Source organism: Litorimonas sp. WD9-15, from assembly GCF_050271975.1.
In the GTDB taxonomy this organism is placed as follows: Bacteria; Pseudomonadota; Alphaproteobacteria; order Caulobacterales; family Maricaulaceae; genus Litorimonas.
Map to the genome: position 1 here is coordinate 1,648,796 of NZ_CP189850.1, position 25,467 is coordinate 1,674,262.

At 52.8% G+C, this 25,467-nt stretch carries 22 protein-coding genes; 8 read left to right on the plus strand and 14 right to left on the minus strand.

Annotation, left to right across the window (positions count from 1 at the left end):
- Positions 1-161 precede the first annotated feature (161 nt).
- Both ACP9M6_RS07670 and pepN read right to left on the minus strand, forming a co-directional pair.
- Positions 162-902, minus strand: coding sequence for an EAL domain-containing protein (locus tag ACP9M6_RS07670; protein WP_427449945.1), 741 nt, complete (start codon positions 900-902; stop codon positions 162-164).
- A gap of 43 nt (positions 903-945) precedes the next feature.
- Positions 946-3,546, minus strand: a complete 2,601-nt coding sequence (gene pepN, locus ACP9M6_RS07675; protein WP_427449947.1) for an aminopeptidase N — start codon at positions 3,544-3,546, stop codon at positions 946-948.
- A gap of 161 nt (positions 3,547-3,707) precedes the next feature.
- Here pepN and typA point away from each other — a divergent pair, with 161 nt between their 5' ends.
- Positions 3,708-5,567, plus strand: a complete 1,860-nt coding sequence (gene typA, locus ACP9M6_RS07680) for a translational GTPase TypA (protein ID WP_427449949.1) — start codon at positions 3,708-3,710, stop codon at positions 5,565-5,567.
- A 12-nt stretch (positions 5,568-5,579) separates the two neighbouring features.
- Here the strand turns inward: typA and ACP9M6_RS07685 are convergent, their stop codons facing one another.
- The 3 genes from ACP9M6_RS07685 to ACP9M6_RS07695 are packed head-to-tail and all read right to left on the minus strand — an operon-like array spanning position 5,580 to position 7,097.
- Entirely contained in the window at positions 5,580-5,999 is a 420-nt protein-coding gene (locus ACP9M6_RS07685) for a hypothetical protein (RefSeq protein ID WP_427449950.1), read from the minus strand.
- A complete protein-coding gene (locus ACP9M6_RS07690) occupies positions 5,996-6,403 on the minus strand; it encodes a hypothetical protein (protein ID WP_427449951.1) in 408 nt (135 codons plus the stop codon). The genes ACP9M6_RS07685 and ACP9M6_RS07690 overlap by 4 nt, the downstream gene beginning before the upstream one ends.
- 37 nt (positions 6,404-6,440) lie before the next feature.
- A complete protein-coding gene (locus tag ACP9M6_RS07695) occupies positions 6,441-7,097 on the minus strand; it encodes a fumarylacetoacetate hydrolase family protein (protein ID WP_427449952.1) in 657 nt (218 codons plus the stop codon).
- A 67-nt stretch (positions 7,098-7,164) separates the two neighbouring features.
- On the opposite strand from ACP9M6_RS07695, the gene ACP9M6_RS07700 reads away from it, so the two are divergent.
- The 3 genes from ACP9M6_RS07700 to ACP9M6_RS07710 all read left to right on the plus strand — a co-directional run bounded on the left by ACP9M6_RS07700 (position 7,165) and on the right by ACP9M6_RS07710 (position 10,541).
- The gene (locus ACP9M6_RS07700) at positions 7,165-7,410 is read left to right on the plus strand and encodes a ParB N-terminal domain-containing protein (RefSeq protein WP_427449954.1); all 246 of its coding nucleotides are present in this window, start codon (positions 7,165-7,167) and stop codon (positions 7,408-7,410) included.
- Positions 7,411-7,419: 9 nt separating this feature from the next.
- Positions 7,420-8,322, plus strand: coding sequence for a haloalkane dehalogenase (locus tag ACP9M6_RS07705; RefSeq protein ID WP_427449955.1), 903 nt, complete (start codon positions 7,420-7,422; stop codon positions 8,320-8,322).
- 227 nt (positions 8,323-8,549) lie between these two features.
- The gene (locus ACP9M6_RS07710) at positions 8,550-10,541 is read left to right on the plus strand and encodes a PKD domain-containing protein (RefSeq protein WP_427449957.1); all 1,992 of its coding nucleotides are present in this window, start codon (positions 8,550-8,552) and stop codon (positions 10,539-10,541) included.
- Positions 10,542-10,629: 88 nt separating this feature from the next.
- Here the strand turns inward: ACP9M6_RS07710 and ACP9M6_RS07715 are convergent, their stop codons facing one another.
- Together ACP9M6_RS07715 and ACP9M6_RS07720 are read right to left on the minus strand one after the other, a co-directional pair.
- A complete protein-coding gene (locus ACP9M6_RS07715) occupies positions 10,630-12,630 on the minus strand; it encodes a DEAD/DEAH box helicase (RefSeq protein WP_427449958.1) in 2,001 nt (666 codons plus the stop codon).
- Between the two features lie 144 nt (positions 12,631-12,774).
- Positions 12,775-13,095 (minus strand): DUF1294 domain-containing protein, encoded by a 321-nt coding sequence (locus ACP9M6_RS07720; RefSeq protein WP_427449960.1) that lies wholly within the window; start codon positions 13,093-13,095, stop codon positions 12,775-12,777.
- A gap of 700 nt (positions 13,096-13,795) precedes the next feature.
- Here ACP9M6_RS07720 and ACP9M6_RS07725 point away from each other — a divergent pair.
- Entirely contained in the window at positions 13,796-16,042 is a 2,247-nt protein-coding gene (locus ACP9M6_RS07725; protein ID WP_427449961.1) for an AAA family ATPase, read from the plus strand.
- 113 nt (positions 16,043-16,155) lie between these two features.
- Here ACP9M6_RS07725 and rplS read toward each other — a convergent pair whose 3' ends face one another.
- A complete protein-coding gene (gene rplS, locus ACP9M6_RS07730) occupies positions 16,156-16,551 on the minus strand; it encodes a 50S ribosomal protein L19 (RefSeq protein WP_427449963.1) in 396 nt (131 codons plus the stop codon).
- Positions 16,548-17,261 carry a tRNA (guanosine(37)-N1)-methyltransferase TrmD gene (trmD, locus tag ACP9M6_RS07735; protein WP_427449965.1) on the minus strand — a complete coding sequence of 238 codons (714 nt, stop codon included), beginning with the start codon at positions 17,259-17,261 and terminating at the stop codon, positions 16,548-16,550. The genes rplS and trmD overlap by 4 nt, the downstream gene beginning before the upstream one ends.
- Before the next feature lie 125 nt (positions 17,262-17,386).
- Here trmD and ACP9M6_RS07740 point away from each other — a divergent pair, with 125 nt between their 5' ends.
- Complete coding sequence (locus ACP9M6_RS07740; protein WP_427449967.1) at positions 17,387-17,824, plus strand: hypothetical protein; 438 nt, start codon at positions 17,387-17,389, stop codon at positions 17,822-17,824.
- 11 nt (positions 17,825-17,835) lie between these two features.
- On the opposite strand, the gene ACP9M6_RS07745 is transcribed toward ACP9M6_RS07740, so the two are convergent.
- Positions 17,836-18,681 carry a hypothetical protein gene (locus ACP9M6_RS07745; protein WP_427449968.1) on the minus strand — a complete coding sequence of 282 codons (846 nt, stop codon included), beginning with the start codon at positions 18,679-18,681 and terminating at the stop codon, positions 17,836-17,838.
- A 63-nt stretch (positions 18,682-18,744) separates the two neighbouring features.
- A complete protein-coding gene (locus ACP9M6_RS07750; RefSeq protein ID WP_427449969.1) occupies positions 18,745-20,649 on the minus strand; it encodes an ABC-F family ATP-binding cassette domain-containing protein in 1,905 nt (634 codons plus the stop codon).
- Positions 20,650-20,736: 87 nt separating this feature from the next.
- Here ACP9M6_RS07750 and ndk point away from each other — a divergent pair, with 87 nt between their 5' ends.
- Positions 20,737-21,159 carry a nucleoside-diphosphate kinase gene (gene ndk, locus ACP9M6_RS07755; protein ID WP_427449971.1) on the plus strand — a complete coding sequence of 141 codons (423 nt, stop codon included), beginning with the start codon at positions 20,737-20,739 and terminating at the stop codon, positions 21,157-21,159.
- A 79-nt stretch (positions 21,160-21,238) separates the two neighbouring features.
- Here ndk and ACP9M6_RS07760 read toward each other — a convergent pair whose 3' ends face one another.
- From ACP9M6_RS07760 to purM, 3 genes are all read right to left on the minus strand, one after another.
- The gene (locus tag ACP9M6_RS07760; protein WP_427454767.1) at positions 21,239-22,522 is read right to left on the minus strand and encodes a pilus assembly protein TadG-related protein; all 1,284 of its coding nucleotides are present in this window, start codon (positions 22,520-22,522) and stop codon (positions 21,239-21,241) included.
- A 199-nt stretch (positions 22,523-22,721) separates the two neighbouring features.
- Positions 22,722-23,249, minus strand: a complete 528-nt coding sequence (gene purN / locus ACP9M6_RS07765; RefSeq protein ID WP_427449973.1) for a phosphoribosylglycinamide formyltransferase — start codon at positions 23,247-23,249, stop codon at positions 22,722-22,724.
- A 40-nt stretch (positions 23,250-23,289) separates the two neighbouring features.
- Positions 23,290-24,321, minus strand: a complete 1,032-nt coding sequence (gene purM, locus ACP9M6_RS07770; RefSeq protein WP_427449975.1) for a phosphoribosylformylglycinamidine cyclo-ligase — start codon at positions 24,319-24,321, stop codon at positions 23,290-23,292.
- A 156-nt stretch (positions 24,322-24,477) separates the two neighbouring features.
- On the opposite strand from purM, the gene ACP9M6_RS07775 reads away from it, so the two are divergent.
- On the plus strand, positions 24,478-25,467 hold the full coding sequence (locus ACP9M6_RS07775) for a hypothetical protein (protein WP_427449976.1): 990 nt from the start codon (positions 24,478-24,480) through the stop codon (positions 25,465-25,467).

Consider the following 25,467-nt stretch of genomic DNA (forward strand, 5'->3'; position numbering starts at 1 on the left):
TATGATAATGATGGCCTGAATAAATGATAGCGATCCCCATCGCCGAATCAGTACCTACAGGGTTAGCTGTCGATATCCTTCCAGTCGAACAAAACGTGGTTAATATAAGATTGATATTATAGGGAAACTGCGTTTTTGCGTCGGATTTCGTTGCTAAACCGTTACGAAACAATGCGTCCGATGCGGGGTTCGGGTTCAGGATGTCCAATGGCGTAACCTTGCGCAGCATCAAACCCCAAATCGATCACAAATTGACGGAGTTCTTCCGTTTCAACACCCTCTGCGATGAAACGCACATCCAGCGCGTCCCGCAAGGATAGCAGAGCTTTCAAAATCGCGCGGTCGCGTGCCGTGTTAAAGGCCGCAGCCACGAACCCACCGTCGATTTTTAACCAATTGGCGGGCAGGGCGCGTAAGTAACGGATCGACGCCGCCCCCGCCCCGACATCATCCAAACACACCGGATGTCCGCGTGTTTTCAATTCAACGATAAGAGCTTCTGCGGGTCCTAATTCCTGCATGTGCCAACTCTCCGTCAACTCGATGACAAGTTTCGTTGGAGACGCTTTTAGGGCGGTCAAACACGCTAGAACCGAAGGCATGAAGTTTGGTTTATCGACGGAAGCCCCGGAGAGGTTGATCGCAATTCCTGTATCATTCGGATTAGCATTCAGGACGAGAATGGATTGCGCCAACATAGATAAGTCGAGATCGCGAATGACGCCGGACACTTCCGCCGGGCGTAAAACACCCTCCAAATGGTCATCATGATCGAAACGCACCAGCCATTCGTGATGGTGAATGTGTCCGGTTTTCAATGACACAATGGGTTGACGCAGCACGGAAAAGCGCTGTTCCGACACATGGTCACGGAAACCTTCGGCTGTGCGTAAAGACGTCATGTCGCCCTCTTACCTCAGAAGAGATAAGGGAGGGTTACGACAGTTATTCTCCCAGAGTCTTCTTCGCGATTTCCAAGACGTTCTTGCTCGGCTTGGAATTTATGACGCGTTGGAGTTCGGACCGGATCATTACTTGTCGTTTGTCATCTAGCTTTCGCCAGATTTCAAACGCGCCGAGGAGACGAGCGGCGATTTGCGGATTACGACTATCCATGTCGATGATTTGGTCGGTGAAGAAGCTGTAACCACTGCCATCGGCTTTGTGGAATAGTTCCGCATTCCCCATCGCAAATCCACCGACGAGCGCGCGGACGCGATTTGGATTCGTACGTTCATAGCGTGTTGAGTCTGCGAGGCGGAGGATTGAACTTACGCCGCCGGCATGGGGCCGCATGGCTTGGACCGAGAACCACTTGTCCAGCACGAGCGGGTTTTTCTCCCACTTGGAATAGAAATCTTCCATCGTCGTCTCAACACGTTGTCCGCCAAGGCGTGTGAGGGTCATTAGCGCGGAGAGTTCATCCGTCATATTCGTCGCTTCGGCGAATTGCGTTTGCGCGAGTGTGGCGGCCAGAGGGTCATGCCGCGCGGCCAGCAATGCGAGGCAGCGATTACGCAGTGCGCGACGGCCCGCCGAAGACGCATCCGGGCTGAACGCGCCTGTATCGGTGAGTGCGTGATAGCGGTCGAGCAGGGTGTCGCGGAGGTAATCTGCGACGGCCCGTGAAAGCCATTTTCCAGCTTCATGCACGGCGAGCGGATCGGATTGATCGAGACTCTGTAAAACTTCCATCGGTGCAGGGGGCGTTAACGCCAAGGCTTTGAAGGCATTATTGAATTTTGGGTCATCAAGCGTACGCGCCAGAGCCTCGCAATAGCCTTTCAGAGCTTTATCGACGGGTGGCGTTTTCCCGCTTTCAATGGCTTTTGCCAAACTGGCGATGAGCTGACGTGCGAGTGTCTGTCCGGCCTCCCAGCGGTTAAAGGCATTTGGATCAGCGGCCATGAGGCGCAGGAGATCTTCCGTCGTGGCGTCACTCCTCACTGTGACGGGAGCGGAGAAATCTTGCAGAACTGAAACCGAATGAGGCTCAGTAATCGCAGGATATGACACGCTGGTTGCGTCATGTTTGAGAAGCTTGAGTTGAGGTTCTGATAGCGGCCCATTATCGCCCACCAGCTGCCATTTAATCGGCAGGACGACTGGGCTTTTTCTCGGTTGCCCTGGTGTTGGTTTTGTCGCCTGTTTAAAGTGTATGCGCTGTTGATTAACCACTGTCTCGCGTTTCACGGTCAGGATTGGCGTACCCGCTTGTTGGTACCAGAGCATGAATTGCGAGAGGTCCTCGCCTGTTGCCTCTTCGAAACATTTTAGGAATTGCTCAATCGTTGCGGCGGTACCGTCAAGTTTTTCGAAATAATGATCACAACCGGCGCGAAATTTCTCTGCACCTAGTATCGTCTTAAGCATGCGGATGAGTTCCGCGCCTTTCTCATAGACTGTTGCTGTGTAGAAATTGTCAATCTTCATGTAAGATTCAGGACGTACGGGATGGGCGAGGGGGCCTGCATCTTCTGCGAATTGACGCGCGCGAAGCGCGCGGACATCCTTGATGCGCTGGACTGCCGCGCCGCGTTGGTCGGCGGAAAATTCTTGATCGCGGAAAACGGTGAAACCTTCTTTCAGGCAGAGTTGGAACCAATCGCGGCAGGTGATGCGGTTGCCCGTCCAATTGTGGAAATATTCGTGGGCCACAACGGATTCGATCCGTTCGAAATTCATATCCGTCGCGGATTCTGCATCCGCGAGGAGGAGGGCGGAATTGAAGATGTTCAACCCCTTGTTCTCCATCGCCCCGAAATTGAAATCACGCACGGCGACGATCATGAACAGGTCTAGATCATATTCGCGGCCAAAGGCGTCCTCGTCCCATTTCATGGAGCGTTTCAGCGCGTCCATAGCATATTCGGCCTGCGGGGCATTGCCGGGGTCGACATAGATTTCCAGCGGAATGTGACGGCCGGACATGGTTGTGAAACTGTCTTCCAGCAGATCGAATTGGCCTGCGACGAGCGCGAAGAGATAGGCGGGCTTGCGAAAGGGGTCATGCCAGACGGCAAAATGGCGGCCTTTTCCAACGGCGCCGCTCTCGGTCTTGTTCCCATTGGCGAGGAGGAAGGGGTAGGTTTCCATATCGGCTTCCATACGCACGGTGAAGACACTCATGACGTCGGGACGGTCGGGGAAGAAGGTGATGCGGCGAAAGCCTTCTGCTTCGCATTGCGTACAGAACCGCCCACCGGACACGTAAAGTCCCATAAGCTTTGAGTTTGCTTTCGGATTGCAAACCGTTTCGATTTCGAGTGTGAAGCTTTCCGGTGTCTTGGCGAGCACCAGCTTTTCCTGATCCAGCTTATAGGCGGATCGCTTCAACACCTTCCCGTCGATCTTCACGGATTTCAGCTCAATCTCTTCGCCGTTCAGAATGAAGGGCTCATCCCGCAATCGTTTGACCTCAATTTTGGACCGCACCGTTGTGGCCTCGGGTTGCAAATCAAAATCCAGATAGACGGAGGTCAGTTCATGGCTGGGTGGTTCATAATCGGAGAGGAGAGTCGGAGTCGGGGCCGTGTCAGTGCGCATATCTTTATTATCCTATATCTGAAGCTCTATTTGGCTAAGGCTCATGCAAAGTGCAACGATTGAAGCACAGTTTGACCGTGTCGAAATGCCATAGACACTGGACATTCAGGGGCATTGCGCTATGGGCCGCGCGAACGTTCAAAACTCGCGAAATTACCATCATGTCCAACTCTGTCGAATTCCTGCGCAATGTCGCAATCGTGGCCCACGTTGACCACGGGAAAACCACGCTCGTGGATAAACTCTTGCGTCAATCCGGTACGCTGGATGAGCGCGGGGATCGTGAAGAACGCGTTATGGATTCTGGCGATATTGAGAAAGAACGCGGGATTACGATTCTTGCCAAGAACACAGCGATTGGCTGGACCGACCCTGACAAGCAAGAATGGCGCATTAACATCGTTGACACACCGGGACATGCGGATTTTGGCGGTGAGGTGGAGCGCGTGCTCTCCATGGTCGATTCCGTCGTGCTGCTCGTCGATGCCGTCGAAGGCCCCATGCCGCAAACGAGTTTCGTGACGAAGAAAGCCCTTGCGCAAGGCCTTCGCCCCATCGTTGTTGTGAACAAGATTGACCGCGTCGGCGCGCGCCCGGATTGGGTGGTCGATCAGACGTTTGACCTCTTTGACCGCCTCGGCGCGACGGATGAGCAGCTAGACTTCCCCGTCGTCTTCGCCTCCGCCTTGAATGGTTGGGCGTCGGATGAAGCGGATCAGGAAGGCACGGATATGACACCGCTCTTCCAAGCCATCGTCAAAAACGCGCCCGTTCCGGATGTCGACCCTGATGCGCCCTTGCAGCTGCAAGTCTCTGCGCTGGATTACAGCACTTATACAGGCGTCATCGGGATTGGCCGCGTTGTGCGCGGGACGTTGAACGCCAAGCAAAATGTCGTCGTGGCCTCGCCTGACGGGAAAGAGCGTAAGGGGCGTATTGTCGATCTCTACGGCTTTATGGGACTGGACCGTGTGAAAATGGACTCGGTGTCTGCTGGCGACATCTGCTGCTTCACAGGTATCGATAATCTCGGTATTTCCGACATGATCTGTGATCCGGAACATGTGGAGCTGCTGCCGCCGCTTTCTGTGGATGAGCCTACAATCTCGATGACGTTCCAAGTCAACGACTCACCTTTTGCCGGCCGAGAGGGCAAATTTGTCACGTCGCGGAACCTCAAGGACCGTTTGGACAAGGAGCTTATTTCCAACGTCGCCCTGCGCGTCGAACAACTCGACGATGCCGATAAATTCCGTGTGTCGGGTCGGGGTGAGCTTCACCTCTCCATCCTGATCGAGAATATGCGCCGCGAAGGATTCGAACTCGCGATTTCCCGCCCGCAAGTTGTGAATAAGGAAATCGACGGTGTCCTCTGCGAACCTTACGAGAAGCTGACGGTTGATGTCGAAGCCGACCATCAGGGCTCCATCATGGAGAAACTGGGTGAGCGGAAGGGTAATTTGCAGGACATGGTGCCGGACGGAAATGGCCGTGTGCGGATGGATTATGAAATCCCGACACGAGGTCTCATCGGTTTCCGGTCCGAGTTCATGACGCTAACCTCCGGGTCGGGCCTGCTCTATCATAACTTTGACGTTTACAAGCCACGCACAAAAGCGGGCATTGGCCGTCGTCAGAAGGGCGTCTTGATCTCGAACTCCACGGGTAAGGCCTTGGCTTTTGCGCTCTGGAACTTACAGGCGCGCGGCGAAATGTTCATCGGACATGCGACAGAAGTCTACGAAGGCATGATTATCGGTCAGAATTCCCGCAATAATGATCTGACCGTCAATCCGCTCAAGGGGAAACAGCTAACCAACGTTCGCGCCTCCGGGACCGATGAAGCCGTAACGCTGACGACGCCGATAACGATGACGTTGGAACTCGCGCTGGAATATATCAATGATGATGAGTTGGTCGAAGTGACGCCGGAATCCATCCGTATTCGTAAGCGCTATCTGTTAGAAACTGAGCGGAAAAAAGAAAGTCGCCGAATGGAGGCTCTCGAAAAAGAGGGCTAAAGACTGACGGTTTTAAACGACCATCAACTCAACATCTGCGACGCTGGGCAAACCTGTTTCCCAGAGGGAGACAGCTAATTTGAGGAATTCACATTCCTCATCATCCAGTTCGTAATCGCAGACCGATATAGAGAACATAGCGGACAAAACCAGTCGCCGAAGTTCAGGGTCTGTTATGAGGCTGAGGATTTCTTTTCTCCAGACTGAGTTCTCGTCTTCGGAAATCTTGACGGTAATCTCGTCTTCATTGTCTTTAAACCACTTTACAACAGTTTTGCGCGGTAGGATTACGCCCGGGCGTATGCGTTGATTGATCGTCATAACCGAGTGCGAAAACTCAATCATTTCAATATCGCGAAGCCGCTCATCAATCAAAGCACTGACCGCTAGGACAGTCGAAACAGCGCGAAGTGTTTCGTCCAGATCGATCATTTTTGAGAGACTTTATCGACTTTGAGTGGCGGACGGGCAAAGCCCCAGATCGCGGCAGCGGATTTAATCAGCTCTGATTCGGCCTTTACATATTCTTTGTCGCTGACAGAAATGGAGACCATCGCGTCATAGACAGCTTCGACATCGCGGTCATCTTTGAACTTTGATAAGGCGCGCAGGACGAGTGTATTTTTCCGCGCGCTCGTTAACTTGGCTTCTAATTCTTGGAAATGGGCACGGAACCAAGCTCTGATTTCCTCACCTGTCATCGGCTCTAATTCAAACATTTCAATCAGGCCCGTCGCTTGTCGGGTAAAACTGCGGAGTTCAGGGGTACGCACTTTCTTGTCGATTATGACCGTGATGGCCAGCGGAAGAAGAATGTCGTCATAGGTAAAAGCCATGACATATTATTGGACGAAAACGTGGCTTCTTTCAAGCTTATACGAAGCGCACCGTAATACGTTGTAAGCCTTCCACACCGCCGGAAAGTTCGTCTCCCACACGCACCGGACCCACGCCGGCTGGTGTACCGGTGTAAATCAGGTCTCCGGGCTGTAAATCCATGTCGGTCCGCAATCGCTCAATGATTTCATCAATGCCCCAAATCATGTCGGACAAAGCGCCGTGCTGGACGATATCGCCGTTTTTGCGCAGGACAATACGGGCCTTTGCGAGATCGACATTAGCTGCGGGGGTGAGCATAGAGCAGGGGGCGGAGTGGTTGAAATTCTTCGCCCGCGCCCAGGGCCCGCCCTTTTTCTTGGCGGCGGATTGCAAATCCCGGCGGGTCAGGTCGATGCCGACGCCATAGCCGAAAACATCCAGATCAGGCCCAATCGCAACGACGAGTTCGACTTCATAATGCAGATCAGTCGTGTTGGGCGGGAAGGGAATGTCCTGCCCACTTTGGACAATGGTTTCAGCCGCTTTTGTAAAAAATATCGGTTCAGATCGCCCTATATCGCCCCCCATTTCCTTCACATGGTCTGCATAATTCTTCCCGATACAATAGACGCGCCGCACCGGAAACCGTGCGTCGGATCCGTGGATGGGCAAGCTAACAGGATCGTGCGGTGGAAATACATATTCGGTCATATCATCTTGATTGCATTGAGGCGGTAGGTCTGTCTATCGTGAAAATCGAATTTGACGGAGTTTTGCGATGCGCGTTGTCGATGTGGTCATAGATAAGATTTACGTGCCGGGAGCGCGTCAAAAGACGCTGGACCAAGATAAAGTCGTCGAATTGGCGGAAGATATTCTGGAGAACGGCTTACAAAAACCGATTTATGTTCGCCTCGGCAAGGACCGCTATGTGTTGCAAGAGGGTCTGCACCGAATGGAAGCGATGAAGCTTCTCGGAGAGAAAATTATCGACGGTCACATTGTTGCGGCCCAAAGAAAATAGGATTTAAATATGCAAGCCCTTCGCACGCCGGATGATCGTTTCGACAACCTGCCTGATTACGATTTCGAGCCGCATTATTGCGAGGTCGGAGAGGGGCTTCGTCTTCACTATGTCGATACGGGTCCGAAGGCGGGGCGAACAGTTATTATGATGCATGGCGAGCCGAGTTGGTCCTTTCTCTATCGCTTCATGATCCGGAATCTGGCCGAGGCAGGCTACCGCGTTCTCGCGCCGGATCTGATCGGATTTGGCCGGTCGGATAAGCCGACGGAAATGTCGGATTATTCCTATAATGGACATGTCGCGTGGATGCAGGACTGGCTGGACCAGATGGATGTGTCTGACGTCGTGCTGTTCTGTCAGGATTGGGGCGGGTTGATCGGCTTGCGCCTTGTCGCGGAAAATCCGGATCGCTTCGCCGCTGTTATGGCGGGGAATACGGGGCTGCCCGTCGGGAAGGGCACGCCGTCAGACGCCTTCCTGAAATGGCAAAAATTCTCGCAATCCGTGCCGGAATTTCCAACGGGCATGATTCTGCAGGGCGCAACGTCCCGCGATCTGACAACGGAAGAGGTCGCTGCCTATGACGCGCCTTATCCTGATGAGAGCTATAAGGCTGGAGCCCGCATCTTCCCCGCGCTCGTGCCGACCCATCCGGATATGGCGGGTGTCGCGGACAATATCGCAGCATGGGAGGTGTTCAAACAGTGGAACAAACCCTTCCTCACAGCCTTCTCCGACGAAGATCCCGTCACGAAAGGCGGCGAAGCGGTGTTCCAGAAACTCATTCCGGGCGCTACGGGGCAACCACATAAAATCCTGAAGGGCGGCGGACATTTCCTCCAAGAAGATGTTCATGCCGAATTGAGTGATATGCTGATTGGATTATGTACGAGGTTTGGGGAAAATTAGTGGTTCACGCAAATAGGGCAGTCGTAAAACATTGAACATTCAGGCCCGCTTCGGCGGGTCTTTTTTTTGGTTCAAATGAAAAAACAATCTTAGATTTTATATATTTACATACCCAAACCACGCCCGTTTGGAGGAAAGGGAATATTAATCCTCTTTAACTTTTGTCAGTTCCCCGTTTGACTTCACGGAAACGTGAGCTTAGCGCCGATTCAGGAGGACCTATAAAAATGACAAAATTAAATAAATTTCTAATGGCCGGAACGGGGCTTGGCCTTACGCTTTCAATGGCGGGTGCTGCAGTTGCGGCGCCGAATGACAGAACGGATAAAGTGCTCAAGCACTGGACGGCGGAACGTATCGCGGCGGCGGAGCCCCGCGACATGCTGATCGATCATCGGGGAATGGGCTATATTCGCGGTAAAAAAGGAAAGCTGACGCCGCATGGTCACGCCATGAAGTCAGAGCTGACATCAAATACGCGGCGCGTGAATACGAAAAACTGGGACGCACAGGTTACGCAAGATAATCAGGCCCCAACCGTTTCGTCCAGAACACCGGCCAATGGTGCCATCATCGGAACCAGCCAGACATTCTCAGCCGTTGTCACAGATGTTGACGGCGTCCGCGAGGTCAATTTCGAAGTCACTTTTAACGGTCAAACGTCTACATTTGCGGGGACAAATGTTGGCAATGATACATATGAGGTCACAGTTTCTGGCTTCACCTCCGGCTCGGGGAGCTGGCGCGTGCTGTCACGTGATAATGTCAAACGTAAAGGCGGCAATAGCGGCGCGACCGGTTCCTACGGTTTCACCGTTGAAGGTGGTAATGGCGGCGGTGGAGGCGGCGGCGGTGTCGTTGCAAACTCACGTTGGGCCAATGGGGGCGCCATTCAAACGGCGGCCGGACGTCTTCTCTATGAGATGCCAAATGGTGGCGGCTGGTCCGGTTATGTCTGTTCCGGTACGGTTGCGACAGACGGTACAACCGGAAGGTCCATCATCATCACGGCGGCGCATTGTGTCTATGATGATGCGGATGCGTCTTTTGCGCGGAATGTGATTTTCATCCCGAATCAGGACGGCACGACGGGCGGTAGCACGGACCGCGATTGTTTCAACGATCCGGAAGGCTGCTGGGTCACAGACTTCGGCGTTGTCGAGCAGAACTGGACGACGAGTGTCTTCCCGAATAACATCCCTTGGGATTACGCCTATTACGTTGTCGGTGATAATGGCAATCATTCCGGCAATGGTACGGGCGGTGCGCTTGACGCTGCGGTCGGCAGCTTCGATGTCAGTTTCGCAGCCCCGAATGTGAATGACGGACAGCCCGGTGAGTTTACGCAGGATTGGACCCATGCGCTGGGCTATTCCTATTCTGATGATCCGTTCTTCATGTATTCCGCCGAGGATATGACGACAGAAGGATCGGATAATTGGTGGTTGCCGTCCAGCCAGCTTTCCGGCGGTTCATCCGGTGGACCCTGGATTCAACCGATGGATGAGGCCACCGGAACAGGCTCTCTTATGTCCGTCAATAGCTGGGGTTTCACGACCTCTGACGGGATGGCGGGTCCGTTCCTGAATGGCACAACCGCACAGTGTTTGTTTGATGCAGCGAAAACCGCTGATCTGGGCCTGAGCGGAAATGCGGATGGCCAGCAAGGTCTGGTCGTTGACCCGTCGACATGTGGCACGACGCCTCCGGTCAATACACCACCAACAGCCAGCTTCTCTGAGAGCTGTACGGACCTGACCTGTAGCTTCACGGATGGTTCCTCCGACAGTGACGGCAGTGTTGTATCGCGCAGTTGGAGCTTCGGCGACGGCGCGTCTTCGAGCGCACAGAACCCGTCGCATAGCTATGCAGCGGCCGGAACCTATACCGTTACCCTGACTGTAACCGATGATGACGGGGCGAGCGCCAGCACAAGCTCCAGCGTCACGGTCAGTGAAGGCGGCACGGGCGGCGTTGATGTGAACCTGTCTTCCGTCAGTGCTTATAAGGTCAAGGGCAAGAAGCGTTGGGACTACAATTGGAACGGCGCAACGAGTTCTTCTGTCGATATCTATCTTGATGGGTCGGTTGTTTCCACGACCGCTAATGACGGGTTCTTTACGCTGACGTCGAACAGCAAGGGCGGCGGTGCGCATAGTCATCAGGTTTGCGAGGCCGGAACGTCGACCTGTTCCGATGTTGTGAACACCGTCTTCTAGTTTCAGATTAGATATTTTATCAAGATATGACCGGCTTTGGCCGGTCATTTTTTTTAATTAAAGTTATTTGAAATTCGAGAGCGTGGTATTATTTCCGCTTCCGCGTGTTTTTCCGCTCACCCTTTTTAACGCCGCCTTTTTCCTTTAGTGCCGCCACGCGGGCGAGTTTTTTCTTGTGCGGCTTTTTCGGCTTTCCGCCCTCAACTGCATGAGGTGACGGCATGTCACCGCCCGTTTTTTTGCGGGATTTGCGTTTGAACGTGCCTTCTTCGAAGTTGCCTTTTCGCTTCGGCGTATCTCCATCATTATAGGTCTTAGGCTTGTCGTCATATGATTTCGCCTTGCCGCGAGGTTTATCGTTATAGGACTTTTTCTTCCCGCCATAAGAATTGCCCTTATCGCCATAAGGTTTTTTACGCGATTTACCGGAACGGTTATCCCGGTCTCGAGAGCGGTGGCCGTCCGTTGGCTGGCTGAGATTCGGTTTGCCCGCGACGCGTGAGACTGTGATGGCCGCCTCGATTTTCATATCCGGCCCGATGGTTTTCAGAAAGCCCTCGACACCTTTTGGCGCGACTTCGACAAATGTTTCGCGGTCGATGATTTTGATCGCGCCGATCTCGCCTTTCTTCAGACCACCGGATTTCATCAACATGGGCAGGATCCATTTCGGTTCCGCCTTTTGCTTGCGTCCGACATTGAGGGAGAACCAGACACCATCGTCAAAATCCGCACGTGGAGTTTTCGGCCCGCGCTCTTCTTTTGATGGCTTGTAATTGGCAGGCAGCAAGTCCTCCGGCGCGGATTGACCTTCGCGATATTGGCGGATGAAGGCCGTTGCGATATGATCGGGTGAGTACGCTTTCAGCAGGCGCGCGACCATGGTCCGCTCTTCCTCTGTCACTTCGGCCTCTAGTGTCATATTGTCCAAGAGACGTTCATTATCCTTGGCAATAATCGCATCCGCACTCGGGGCTTCGCCCCATTCGGCGGTGATGCCCGCATCGCGCAGAAGGCGTTCCGCATTCCGGCGGCGGCTGGGCGCGACGATGAGGGCGGAAACACCTTTGCGCCCCGCACGACCCGTCCGGCCCGACCGATGGAGCAGGGCTTCGCGGTTGCGCGGCACATCGGCATGTACGACGAGTTCGAGGTCCGGCAGGTCCAAGCCCCGCGCAGCCACATCCGTCGCGACGCAGACTTGCGCCCGACCATCGCGCAGCGCTTGCAGCGCATTGCTACGCTCGGCCTGTGACAGCTCACCGGAGAGCGAGACGACTGAAAATCCGCGATTATTAAAACGCTGAGTCATGCGGTTCACGGCGACGCGCGTATCGCCAAAGACGATCGCATTTTTCGCATTGTAAAAGCGCAGCACATTGATGATCGCATTTTCACGGTCAGCGTTGGAAACCGTCATGACTTGATAGTCGATGTCGAGATGCTGTTTGGCTTCTGCGGCGGTGTTGACGCGCACGGCGTTGCGTTGATATTTCTTGGTCATGCCCAGAATAGTTTTCGGAACCGTGGCGGAGAACATGAGCGTCCGGCGCTCGGATGGTGAGGCATTTAGGATAAGTTCCAATTCCTCACGGAATCCCATTTTCAGCATTTCATCGGCCTCATCCAGGACGAGGCATTTGATCTCGGACATATCGAGTGCGCCGCGATTAATGTGATCGCAGAGACGACCCGGCGTTCCGACGACGATATGGGCGCCGCGTTGCAGGGCGTTGCGTTCCTGGCGGGCATCCATGCCGCCGACACAACTCATCGTCTTCGCGCCGGCTTCGCGGTAGAGCCAGTCAATCTCGCGCTTAACCTGCATCGCGAGTTCACGGGTCGGCGCGATACAGAGGGCGAGGGGGGCGTCGGCGCGAAGAAACGCGCCCGCGTTGCCTAAGAGCGTTGACGCCATCGCGAGGCCGAAGGCGACCGTTTTACCGGACCCCGTTTGCGCGGAGACGAGCAGGTCTTGACCCAGAAGGTCAGGGTCCAGAACGGAGTCTTGGACAGGGGTCAGTTTTTCATATCCTTTTTTCGCCAAAGCGTCAGCGAGCGCGGGATGCGCATGGGTCATGTTGGACATGGTACGGTCTTTCTGCCGATGGGTCGATGCCCGGTCAGCGGGTGATCGATCACGTCGATCCGCGTGGCCCACTCAGGATTAAAAGGCCGTCCGCGCCCTCTATGGTGTTTGTGCGGCTTTGTATAGCAGTGTGTGCGGTGACGGTCAGTTGGAGAAAAGAGTTTGCCAAAGTAGAGTTCGTATATCGGGGAAGGCGAGTGCGAAAATCGTAATAACTTGCAACACAACAATTATTTGCAGTTGAAGTTTGAAAGGTTGTTTACGCGTTTTGTGACGAAATTTTTGTTGCGCCCAGATGCATCCTAGTGTTCCGCCCAGCAGTGCAATGAATAGAAGCGTGCTCTCCGAAATCCGTCGATCCCGACTTTGAGCCGCGCGCTTATCCACGAAGAAAGCGGTGTAGCCGACAAAATTTATGAGCAGGACATAAACCGCTATGGCGAAACCGATATAAAGACGTAGCATAAGACCTCAGACCTTATAGTTGAAATATAAATACTTGGCCAAGCGTCAACGTTCGCAGCCCCCGGATATTTTCTGTGGGTCTGCCGGATAGCGCATGTCCGTAAAAGGTGGACAGTCCGCGTGGCCGATACCCTTACCGGATACCGTAGTTTTAATTTTGTTTCGCAAAGGCATCGGTGCATTTGGCTGACGCCAATTGCACGACCACGCGGCAGCGGTTTTTGATATGATGGTCCGTGCAATTTGCTGAAAGCAAAATGCACTGGGTCCCGCAGTCGCGCCTCCGTCTAGTCGTCTCCCGTAAGAGACACTTCCGTTCGAGGCCCGGCGGTCAACGCTCGCCATAAAAGACCCGGCACACGTAAAACGTCCGCAATCGACCCCGTGAGTCGATTGCAGTGTCGCGCCGAACCGCTATGCGGTTCGGTTCCTCGGAATTTGACTAGCAGTCAAATTCTGTCGTCACGTCCAATAACCAACAAACCACGATCGATTGCCTGTCCACGTCATCAGAACGAGTTTGAATATAGGACAGGTCGGGCAAGTTGGGGATTATGTTTTTTTCTGGGATAGCCGAAGTGTAGGCGCGATTGATTGATTGTCTCTCGCGCCAAATAAGCTAAGCGTATTTGCTTTCAACAAGAAATTGTACTTTAGAGTTGGTTAAACGATAGATTTATATCGGGTAATTAGGTGTTGCATGATAACGAATTTCAAAACCATTAAAAATTTGGGTGTTTTCAATAATTATAGCCATCCCCCAGAGTTACCGCAATTTAAGCGGTTTAATCTTATTTACGGAACCAATGGCTCGGGGAAAACAACAATCTCAAGATTCTTCAATGATTTGAACTCAGGAGAGGCCGCAGGGTTTCCGGAGCTCAAATATAGGATTGAGTCCGATGAAGGTAGCTTTTCGGAAGGGCAGCCGTATTCACGGCAGATCAGGGTTTTTAACTCCGAGTATGTAGATAAAAATATTGGCGAAATTGAAGGCCAATTACACCCTATTTTTATCATAGGCGAGGACAACACATTACTAGCCGCTCAGCTTGCGGAGGATGAGGCGAATTATCAGGAACTAGAGGCAAAAATATCGGCGCAAACATTAGCAAAAACGCAACTCCTCAAGGAGCGCGGACAAGAGTTCACAAATATCGCTCGCACGATAGGAGAAGATTGGGTGGGTACGTCCACTCGTAAATACAATAAGACTAACGCTGAAAAATCCTTTACAAATATGGAAGAGTCGAAGTTGTTAAGTTCAGAGGAACTTGTCCAATCGAAGGCGGCTCTTAAACAAAATGTCCTCGACAAAGTCGAAAAACCAAAGTTTCCTAACGTGTCAGTATCAGCGCACCCAAAACCAATAAGTGTGCTTGATGCCATTTCAAATATATTAGATGCAACAAAATCTGTAGTTAAAGAGAGTGCTACATCCATCGCAATTGAGGGCCTTAAATCTAATCCTCAGCTATCGAATTGGGTAGAGCAAGGGCGAGATATTCATACGTCTACGGATGTCTGTCAATATTGCCTGCAACCAATCCCTCTTTCACGGGAAGAAGCGCTGCAACAACACTTCAACGACTCTGATTCGGCATTGAAAACTAAAGTGACTGACTTCATTGCAGACGCTGAGATATGCATCAAAGCTATTGAAAGTCTCGAAATTTCTCACCGTGATAAACTTTATGAAGAAAGTCGTGAAGAGTATGCAAAAGCGCTGGATGTCCTTAATTCACACCAAGATGAGCTATGCGTATTTCTATATGCTATTATAGGTATTCTGGAGGATAAGTTAACACGCCGTACAGAGAGTTACGCTGTTGGAATTCTACCCCAAGATACAAAACCATGCCGCGATAATATGGCGAAAATCATCAAGTTGATAGATTATACTAATTCCGAAACTGAGGCGTTCACGCGTCGAATAAAAGAAAAGCAAGACTTAATCGAACATCACCATTTGAGTTCGATAAAAGATAGAGTCGCCGAGTTGGACACGAAAATCGCCAGCGCAACAGAATTATTAAGTTCATATCAAAACGGCGTTGAAGGCGATGAGGAAAATATGGGAATTATAGCTTTAAAGGCTAGAATAGATTCTGCACGAACGACGCTTTCTGACTCCCACAGAGGAGCGGAGGATCTATCAAAAAAGCTGGAAACATTTTTAGGAAGGCCCGACCTTAAATTTGTTCCAGAAGATGAGGGTTATCGTATAGAAAGGTTTGGCCGCCCTGCACAGAAATTGAGTGAAGGTGAAAAAACGGCGATAACGTTTCTCTATTTCGTTGTAGGCCTGAAAGATAGTGAATTCACGTTATCTGAAGGCATCGTAGTCATAGACGACCCTATTTCCAGTCTTGACGCTGCATCAATTTATCAGGCATTTGGTTTTTTAAAAATTGCAGTTCAAGAAGCCAAGCAGGTATTTCTTCTCACCCATAATTTCAACTTCCTCAAACTTTTGCTAAATTGGCTTCAACGGGGTCACGGTAAACGTTCATCATATTATATGCTCGCGTGTACACAGTCTCCCACTTCTCGCGAGACAAAAATTTGTGAACTAGATAAAACTTTGAGAGAAGCGTCAAACGAGTATCAATATCTCTTTAAAACACTCAAAGATTTTCAATCTGACGGCACAATTGCCAATTCGTATCATATTCCAAATATTGTCAGAAAAGTCTTAGAAACCTTTTTAGATCATCACTCAACTGGATCTAATCTGTACAAGAAGCTCGTAAAACTTGACTATGACGAGCAAAAAAAGACAGCTCTTTATAAATATGCTAATGACTTATCCCATCCGACTTTTTCGGGGCTTGATCCTGCATTAGTAGGCGAAACTCAAACAAATGTAGGAATAGTCTTACGAATGATCGAAGAAGTCGCACCGTTACATTTTAAAACGCTAGAAGATAATATTATTCAGCATTAATATTTTTCTAGCCTAACAAACGCAAAAATGTAGTTAGTGCTAATTCCCGCCCAAGAAAAAAACCGCCACCCTTTCGGATGACGGTTCTTTATTCAAATCTCTCGTAAGAGCGCTTACTTTTTCGCGCGTCCACCTGACATGCCACGGCCTGTTGTGCGCTCTGCAATCCGCGCAGACTTTCCGCGGCGATCACGGAGGTAGTAGAGCTTGGCGCGGCGGACTTTACCGCGGCGTTTGACTTCGATTTCCTCGACCATGGGGGAGTAGAGGGGGAAGACGCGCTCGACGCCTTCGCCGTAGCTGATCTTGCGAACGGTGAAGCTCTCTTTCAGGCCGGCACCGGAGCGGGCGATACAAACGCCTTCAAACGCCTGCAGACGTGTGCGCGTGCCTTCTGTAATCCGGACTTGAACGACGAGTGTGTCACCCGCTGAGAAGTCAGGGATGGTTTTTCCGCCTTCTAGCAGACGCGCGGCTTCGGCTTTTTCAATCTTTTCGATGACGTTCATTGTCCGTCTCCTGTTTGCGCTCGGCTCCATAAGTCTGGACGCCGCGACTTGGTTGTCTCTTCACTTTTCTGGCGCCGCCAGGCCGCGATCTTTGCGTGATCACCGCTTAACAACACCTCCGGAATGTTCCGGCCTTCAAACTCTCTGGGCTTGGTATAGAGCGGGTACTCCAACAAGCCGTTCTCAAAACTCTCGTCCGAGGCGCTGTCCGCATCACCCAGAACCCCGGGCAGCAGGCGTACGCACGCCTCGATCATCATTTGCGCCGCGACCTCTCCGCCGGCGAGAACGAAGTCACCGATGGAGATTTCCTCCATCCGGCGGGCTTCGATCACCCGTTGGTCAAGACCTTCAAACCGTCCGCAAAACACAATAAGACCCGTGCCCAATGCTAACTCTCTCACGCGCGATTGGGTGAGGGGTTTGCCCCGGGGGGTCATATATATGAGCGGTCTGTCATCAGACACACTGTCAATAGCTGCTGCGGCCACATCCGGTTTTAACACCATGCCGGGACCGCCACCCGAAGGCGGACTGTCGACGCTGCGGTGCCTATTAGTCGAAAAATCGCGAATGTCCACCGACTCTAACTGCCAGAGACCGTTTTTTTCAGCTGTTCCGATGATGGAGGTACCCAGCACGCCGGGGAAGGCGTCGGGAAAGAGGGTGAGAGCGGTCGCGCGCCAGGGGATGTTCGGTGTGTCGGACATTTCGCCGCTCCCATAGCAGGTGGAGGCCGAATGCCAAGTCATCATGGTTAACGCGGTGTAAACGCTTGGCGGCCCATTCTGAGCTTATGATTCGTCTTTCCCTAATAGTTATAGCTGGCTTTATAATGTCGGCCTGTGCGTCCGGTGCGCCGTCCAGCACCTATCCCGGCTTTCAACCGCGTCCGGGGCAGGGACAATATGTGCGGCCGGCTTATCTGAACGCTCAGCCCACGCCGATTATACCCGCCGTGGATGCCTGCCGTTCACAGCTTTATCAGGGACTGTTGGGGCAGCATGAGGGCGCGATTTATATTGCGGGCTTACCGGGGCGGAAACGCGTCATCAAACCCGCGACATTGGAAGGCTTTGATTACAGTCCCGAGGACAGCTTCTACGACCAGCCGCCTTTTGTCGAAGTGCGGGACTACCTCCCGCAGCAGAGCCTCTACGCGCCGTCCATCAATACGGTGACAGAACGCATCAATCTCGGCCCCGAAATCGGGGATAGGCTGACGATTGAGTTGGACGCGGAAGGCTATGTGCAGACGCTGGACTGCCGTTAGGGGGATTGCCGCTAAGCGTATTGCGTGAACCGCGCAGGGTTCGTCGCATGGTGCGGGGCGGGTTCGCTCATGACCTGCAGGAGTTTGAGTTCCTGTCCATAGCTGTCAATCTGGCGGCAGGCTTGACGTACCTTGCGGCGGAAGGTCTTCGGCATACGTGTGCCATATGTCGCGAGGATCATCTCTTCGCTCTGGTGCTTAATCCGCAGGGCGAGGCAGGTGGAGAAGCAGAGCGTGTTCATCACGACACGGTGCGGTACAGCGCGCAGATCGTGGTCAGATGTCATATAGGTCGAGACATCACGGGGAAGGTTGGCGAGTGTAAAGCCCTGCCGTGCATAACAGGCGGCCGTCAGGACAGCCATCCGTCCCGTAAGGCCGGAAAGGCCATCCGCACTCTCAAATCCAGTCAGGCGAAGTTCAGCGAGTCGCAGGACAGCGCGGGCGGTGTAATATCCCGGCTCCACACAATCGCGCGGGTCGTAGAAGAAGACGGGGCGTCCGTGCAGGTCAACAATATAGGGCGCTTGGTTGGAGGCTGATGCGAGCTGCCGTGTGGGAGCCACCGACATCGGGTCGATACCGTCGCCAGCGGGAATAACTGTCACGGTCCAATCATCCATCTGGCAGTCGGATTTGATCGCGCCGAAATGATCGTCCGCCCAGTCAAAGACGGAGCGCGAATCTGTTTCGTCCCAATAAACATCTTCAAGCGTTGCGGACCTGTGGAGGGGTGAGGGAACGGTTGGACGACTGGGCGAACCGTAGCGCCTTATCAACCAAGCCATCGTCTCAAATTGTAAGAGTGCGTCTTTTTCGCGGACTAGACGATTATTTAGAAGATTCGTATTCAACATGGCTTTGACCCATCTATGTGCCGCGGCCCAGCCATTTTGCGCGCGACGTCTAAATCCCCCGTGTCAATCCAATCCCTCGCGCTCCCGGGCTTGCTCATATTCATCGAGCGCCGTGAGCCAGTCCATTTCGAGGGACTCTATCAACGCTTCGGTCTTGGCACGGGCCTGATTGATTCGAACAGCCTCTTTAGGATTTGTGGTAAATAAATTCTCACTGACAAGGCGGTGGTCGATCTGTTTCAACTTAGCTTGGGCGGCTTCAATTTTCTTTTCGAGTGTGTCGGCTTTCTTTTTCAGGGGCGCGATTTCTTTTAGGGATTTTGCACGCTCCTGACGCGATCGCTTACGCGAGTTTTCAGACGCAGGCTTTTGTTTTGTCTCGTCTTTATTTTTCTCCAATTGCAATTGGCGGTAATCTTCCAGCGATCCCTCATAGGTCTCGACCTTACCGGAATCGACGAGCCAGAGGCGGTCCACGACGGCTTCCAGCAAGTTCCTGTCGTGGGAGATCACGATGACCGCGCCTTCATATTCATTCAGACTTCGGATGAGTTCAGCGCGGGAATCGATGTCCAAATGATTGGCCGGTTCGTCGAGAACGAGCAGATGTGGCTTATCAAATCCGATGAGGGAAAAGAGCAGGCGGGCCTTTTCTCCGCCTGATAAATCACCCGCAGGTGTCTCCGCATTTTTCTGCCCCAACCCAAATCCGGCCAGTCGCGCGCGACGCTGCACCTCGGTCGCGTCTGGCATCAATTTTACGACATGGTCATAGGCAGAGGCTTTCGGATTGAGAGAGTCAATCTGATGCTGCGCGAAATATCCGATGCGGAGTTTCTTGTGCCGCCGAATAAATCCGGGATTGGCGGGGTCGAGGAGGAGGGGTTCCAACTCATTCATAATGGCTTTGGCAAAGGTCGACTTGCCCTGACCATTCTTTCCCAAAATCCCAATCCGATCATCCGGATCGATGCGTACATTTACGTTTTTCAGGACGATCAAATCATCATAGCCCAGCGCAACTTGATCAAATCTGACGATGGGCGGGGAGAGCTGCCGTTCAGGCCCGGGCAGGGCGATGGGCGCAATCGGGTCGGTGATGATGGTCGCGACGGGTTGCATCTTGGCGAGTTTCTTGACGCGGCTCTGCGCTTGTTTCGCCTTGGACGCTTTGGCCTTGAAGCGATTGACGAAAGCTTCGAGATGGCGGCGCTCATCTTCCTGTTTCGCCATCAGCGCCATATCAAGACGATTCCGTTCCGCGAGCTGTCGTTCGAAATTATCGTAATTTCCATTATAGCTGAACAGCTTCCCGCCGCGCAAATGCGCGATATGGGTGACGGCCGTATTCAGGAAATCGCGGTCATGCGAGATGATAAAGGCCGTGCCCGGATATTTGCGGATATGTGATTCCAGCCAAACGGCACCTTCCACATCCAGATAGTTTGTCGGCTCATCGAGGAGGAGGAGGTCCGGTTGCGCAAAGAGCATAGCTGCCAACGCCACCCGCATCCGCCAGCCCCCGGAAAAATCGGCGCAGGGTTTAAGTTGATCTTCTGCCGTAAATCCCAAGCCGGACAGGATGGACGCCCCCCGGGCTTCGGCGGAATAGGCTTCAATATCGGCGAGGCGGGTGTGGATGGCGGCAATGCGCATCGGGTCGGTTGCAGTGTCGGCCTCCGCGAGGAGGGATTTGCGTTCTTTATCCGCGTCCAGGACCGTCGTGATGAGGCTCTGCGGGCCGCTGGGCACTTCTTGGTCAACCACACCGAGCTTCATATTCTTGCGCAGGTTAATCTCACCGTCATCCGGGCTGATCTCTTCTTTGATGAGGCGGAAGAGCGTCGATTTCCCCGTCCCGTTTCGCCCGACGAGGCCCACTTTCGAGCCTTCATAAATGGCGAGCGTGGCCTGTGTGAAAAGCGGGCGGCCTTCAATGCGATATGTCAAATCATTGATGTGTAACACGCCCGCACTCCTATCGCGCCTTTACACCGATGCAAGCCCGCATTAAGGGCGCGGCAAATTGATTATCCCCATTAAAGGAGCCTCAACATGGCTGTTCAACGTACATTCTCCATCATCAAGCCTGACGCGACGAAGCGTAATATCACGGGCAAGGTCAACGCCAAGATCGAGGAGGCGGGCCTGCGCATCATCGCGCAAAAGCGTCTGCGTCTTTCAAAAGAGCAAGCGGGCGGTTTCTACGCCGTGCATAAAGAGCGTCCCTTCTATAACGACCTCGTCGAATTCATGATGTCCGGTCCGGTTGTCGTGCAGGTCCTCGAAGGCGAAAACGCCATCAAAGCTTACCGCGACGTGATGGGTGCTACAAACCCGGCGGATGCTGATGCGGGAACAATCCGCGCTGAGTTCGCTGAGTCTATTGACGCCAATACGGTTCACGGGTCCGACGCACCTGAAACAGCCGCAGAAGAAATCAAATTCTTCTTCACAGACGATGAAATTGTTGGTTAGTTTTTCAGCTGATTTAGGAATCAAAAAAGGCCGGGTCGCGAGACCCGGCCTTTTTCTTTGTTTGAAAATAGGACTGTGCCTAAGATTTGATTCGGATGAGTTCTTTAACAACCGCATTCTGAATTTGGTCAAATGCGCCTTGGAGTGAGTCACCTTCACCCACGATAATGACGTTTTCAGGCTTGGATGCACATTGTGAAAGAAGGCTTAGAGCTGACGATCGCGTAGCTTGCGTTACTTCTGCAGGATCGTTCGGAAATTCCGGGTCGTAGTATTTTCCAACTTCGAGGCCAAATCCAACTGTGAAAATTTTTACATCCTTGGTCTTCATTTCATTGCAAGATTCAAGAGTTTGACGATCAGAAGCGAGTTTTAAATAGCCCTCATCATATCCGTAATAGACAGCCCACCAATTTCGTGTACCGACCCACTCTCCATCAACCAATTTCCAATAAATACCTGTGGAGTTGTCCGCAATAAAATCGTAATCGCCCGTAGAATTTTGTCCATCTGTCATAAAAACGACGAATTTAATAGGCTCGCGATAGGCCTCATCGTGATCATCCGCTTCCTTGCGGTGTTTTGCGTCTTCGCCCTCCAACCAGACTGTAGCTTCCTTCATAGGAGGGTTTGAGTTGGTTCCGCCCTCTGCGGACATTTCATTTATGAAAGAATTACTGACACCACCAAAACCCCAAGCCATTCTGCGGTCTTTATCATTATCTCTCGCAATAATTTCGGAATTATATGGCAGAATACCCGTACGCAGAACACGGTGACCATCATTTTTTTTCTGGTCTCCAATACGCGCTTTCAAATCTGTGCGAAATTTTGTGACTGATGTTTTGAGCTGGTCAATTCTCGCAGTTGGATTGGGTACGCGCACATTTCCTGCCAGAAGTTTTCGACTATCCCATCGCATCGATCCTGAATTGTCCAACACCATTACAACGGAAGCTGGCTGCATCTCGTCGACCTGAAGATAAGACACTGTCGATGTCGCCTTAAACGACATATCATGTTTACCCAAGACCTGCATGAAAGTCGGGACTGTTTTCCCCGTCACTGTGACAGTCGCTTCTTTGACCCTGTCATCATAATTGACGTTGACATTCACATTGGAAGCACCGCCCTCGACCCAACCTTTATACGCAAAGCCTAGGTCTGCCGCTGTATGATCTCCTTGCGTGTAGCCCTCATTTTTATCCGTTGGCGGCGTATCATTATCTTTGACGTAGATTGCGGCTGCGAGCGCCAGTTGATCCGCAATGGATTGACTTTGGTGTTTGGCGTTGCTGAGCGTCGAGAAATCCATTGCCGCACCCATGCAACCGATAACCGCAACTGCGCTGACGGCGAACATCAAGGACACATTGCCCTTTTCGTCGTCGCGATAACGCTTTGAAAGCGATATTCGTCTTATCGTGTTTAACATAATCCCAAATTCCAGTTTGTTCCCACACAGAGCGGATTCAATCCGCCCCATTGACTGGGTTTTACAGAGTGGAAGTGAGGAAGAGCTTTCGAGATGGGGTTAACGCGGGGCTAACATCGCAACAGGGTTAATCAAAACCTAAGGCTTGACGCAGCGCTCTTGGATAGAGGCTATGTTCCAACTGTTGGACGCGTTTGGATAAATCATCAGGCGTTTCATTTGACTTAATAATTAGGTCACTTTGGGCAATAATATCGCCTTCATCGACACCTTCACTGACCCAATGCACGGTGCAGCCATGATGTGTATCCCCAGCGTCGAGCGCGCGTTGATGCGTGTTCAGGCCTTTATATTTCGGCAGGAGGGACGGGTGGATATTGATCAATCGTCCCGTCCATTTGCAAACAAACGCGGCACCCAGCACGCGCATAAAACCTGCGCAGACAATGAATTCGATCTCGTTTTCTTGTAGAGTTCTGTCAAGTTCTACCTCGAAAGCGGCCCGGGTGGCGAACGCGTTATGGTCGATAGAGAGGGCCTTGACGCCATGATCTTTCGCCAGCTTCAATCCGCCGGCCTTTGGCCGATTGGAAATCACCAACTGAATCTCCGCCGGATAATTCGGGGCTTTTGCCGCCTCAATCAAGGCCAACATGTTCGAGCCCCGCCCTGAAATCAGGATAGCAACCCGTTTTTTAAGCACAGGTCGGGACACGTTTGAGCTGTCCTATGACGTGAGCGGGTTCGCCGGCAGCCTCCAGTCGCGTCAGGACTTCGGGCATGTTCTCGGGGCGCACGCAGAGAACCATGCCGATACCGCAGTTAAATGCCCTCCGCATTTCGTCTTCCGCGACGCCGCCCGTTTCTTGTAGCCATTTGAACACAGCGGGACGGTTCCATGCGTTAAAGTCGAATTCGGGTTCCAACCCGTCCGGCAGCATGCGCGGCGTGTTATCGGTCAATCCACCGCCCGTAATATGCGCGAGACCTGAGAGCAGATTGTCGCGGATGAGGGGAAGCAAGGGTTTGATGTATAGTTTTGTAGGGGTCAGCAGCGCTTCGGCCAGCGGTTGGTCCGCAAAGGGCGCTTTATCATCCCAGGACAGACCGGAGCGCTCGACGATTTTGCGGATGAGGGAATAACCATTGGAATGCGGGCCGGAGCTTTCCAAGCCGATCAACATATCGCCCCCATCCATTTGGTCATGACGCGGCAGCATCCCGTCGCGTTCAACGGCACCTACGACAAAACCGGCGAGGTCAAAATCATCGCCTTCATACATGCCCGGCATTTCCGCCGTTTCGCCGCCGACCAGTGCGCAGCCCGCCTGACGACACCCCTCCGCAATGCCGGAAACTACATCCGCTGCGTTATTCGGCGTCAATTTTCCGGTGGCATAGTAATCGAGAAAGAAGAGCGGTTCCGCGCCATTGGCCAGTACATCATTCGCGCACATCGCGACGAGGTCGATCCCGACTGTCGTCAGACGTCCCGTATCAATCGCAATGCGCAACTTCGTCCCGACACCATCTGTACCGGAAATCAGAATCGGGTCGCTGAACCCCGCCGCCTTCAAATCAAATGCGCCGCCAAATCCGCCAATCGTACCGTCCGCGCCGGACCGCCGCGTGGACTTTACCATCGGCTTAATGCGGTCCACGAGTGCATCGCCAGCGTCAATAGAGACGCCCGCGTCTTCGTAAGAAAGGCCTTTTTCGTCCGACATGTGAACAGTCCTGTGCAGGATTTTGGTTGTAAGTGTCGCGCTTGGACCATTTTGTCCGCATTGGCGCAAGATGGCGCTGTGAGAAAGGTGTGAGAAGACATCATATCTGGTGAAGAGCTATTGGCGTTTTACAAGGTCTGCGCTATCGACTCCGCTATGAAACGTTTTTTGAGCATAGTTTTCGCCGCAATGGCGCTTTCCTCAGCCACAGCTTTGGCCGCTGACCCGTTCACCGTTGCAGGTGTTCAAGTCGATGCCACGGCGCGCACCGCCATTGAGGCCCAGACCATCGCCATGCGCGATGGACAGTTGGTCGCGGCGGAGCAACTCTTTGACCGCCTAACACTGGAAAGCGAGCGCCAGAGCAATCCGCTGCCGGAACTCACCCCAGAACTCGTCGCGCGAATGATTCGGGCCTTGGAACCGGGCAAGGAGAAACGCTCGGCCAATCGCTATCTCGGCGAAATCGCCGTCGCCTTTAACCCGTCACAGGTGCAGCAATTTCTGCGCGAGAATAATCTGACCCTCGTCAGTTCGCAGGCGCGGGAGCGTTTGGTCGTCGTGAAGGATGGCGGTTTGCGCGGCTCTTCCGGCGCTTCGACTCTACAGAATGCTTTTGCCGATCCGCGTCTTTCCCACGCCTTAACTCCGCTCCGTGCTGCCAATGCGGAAGACAGCTTTGTCGGGACGTCTGATACGGAACTGGCGGGCTTGGCCGCGAAATACGGTCTAACGCAGGTCCTGATCGTTGAGCCCACCGGCACAGTTTTAGATGTGGCGACGGATACGGGTGACCGTCAGACTTACTATATCTCCAATCCGAGTGATCCGACTGGCTTTGCTGACCGTTTGGTTGAACGTTTGGAAGCGGATTGGAAACAGGCGTCTGCCATCGTCGCCGATGAAATGGTCACGACGACCGTGTCCGTCCTCTACAACAACCACGCCAGTTGGCTCGCCCTACAGGAAGCCATCAATACATCCGCACAGATTAGCGGCGCACGCTTGGATGCCCTGTCCAGCGATGGCGCATTAATGACGATTTCCTATGGCGGCGATCTTGATCGTCTTGCGAATGAACTTCGGTTCAAAGGCGTTACAGTTCAACGCGATCCGCAGCTTGGGCTCGTTTTCAAACGGTCCTAA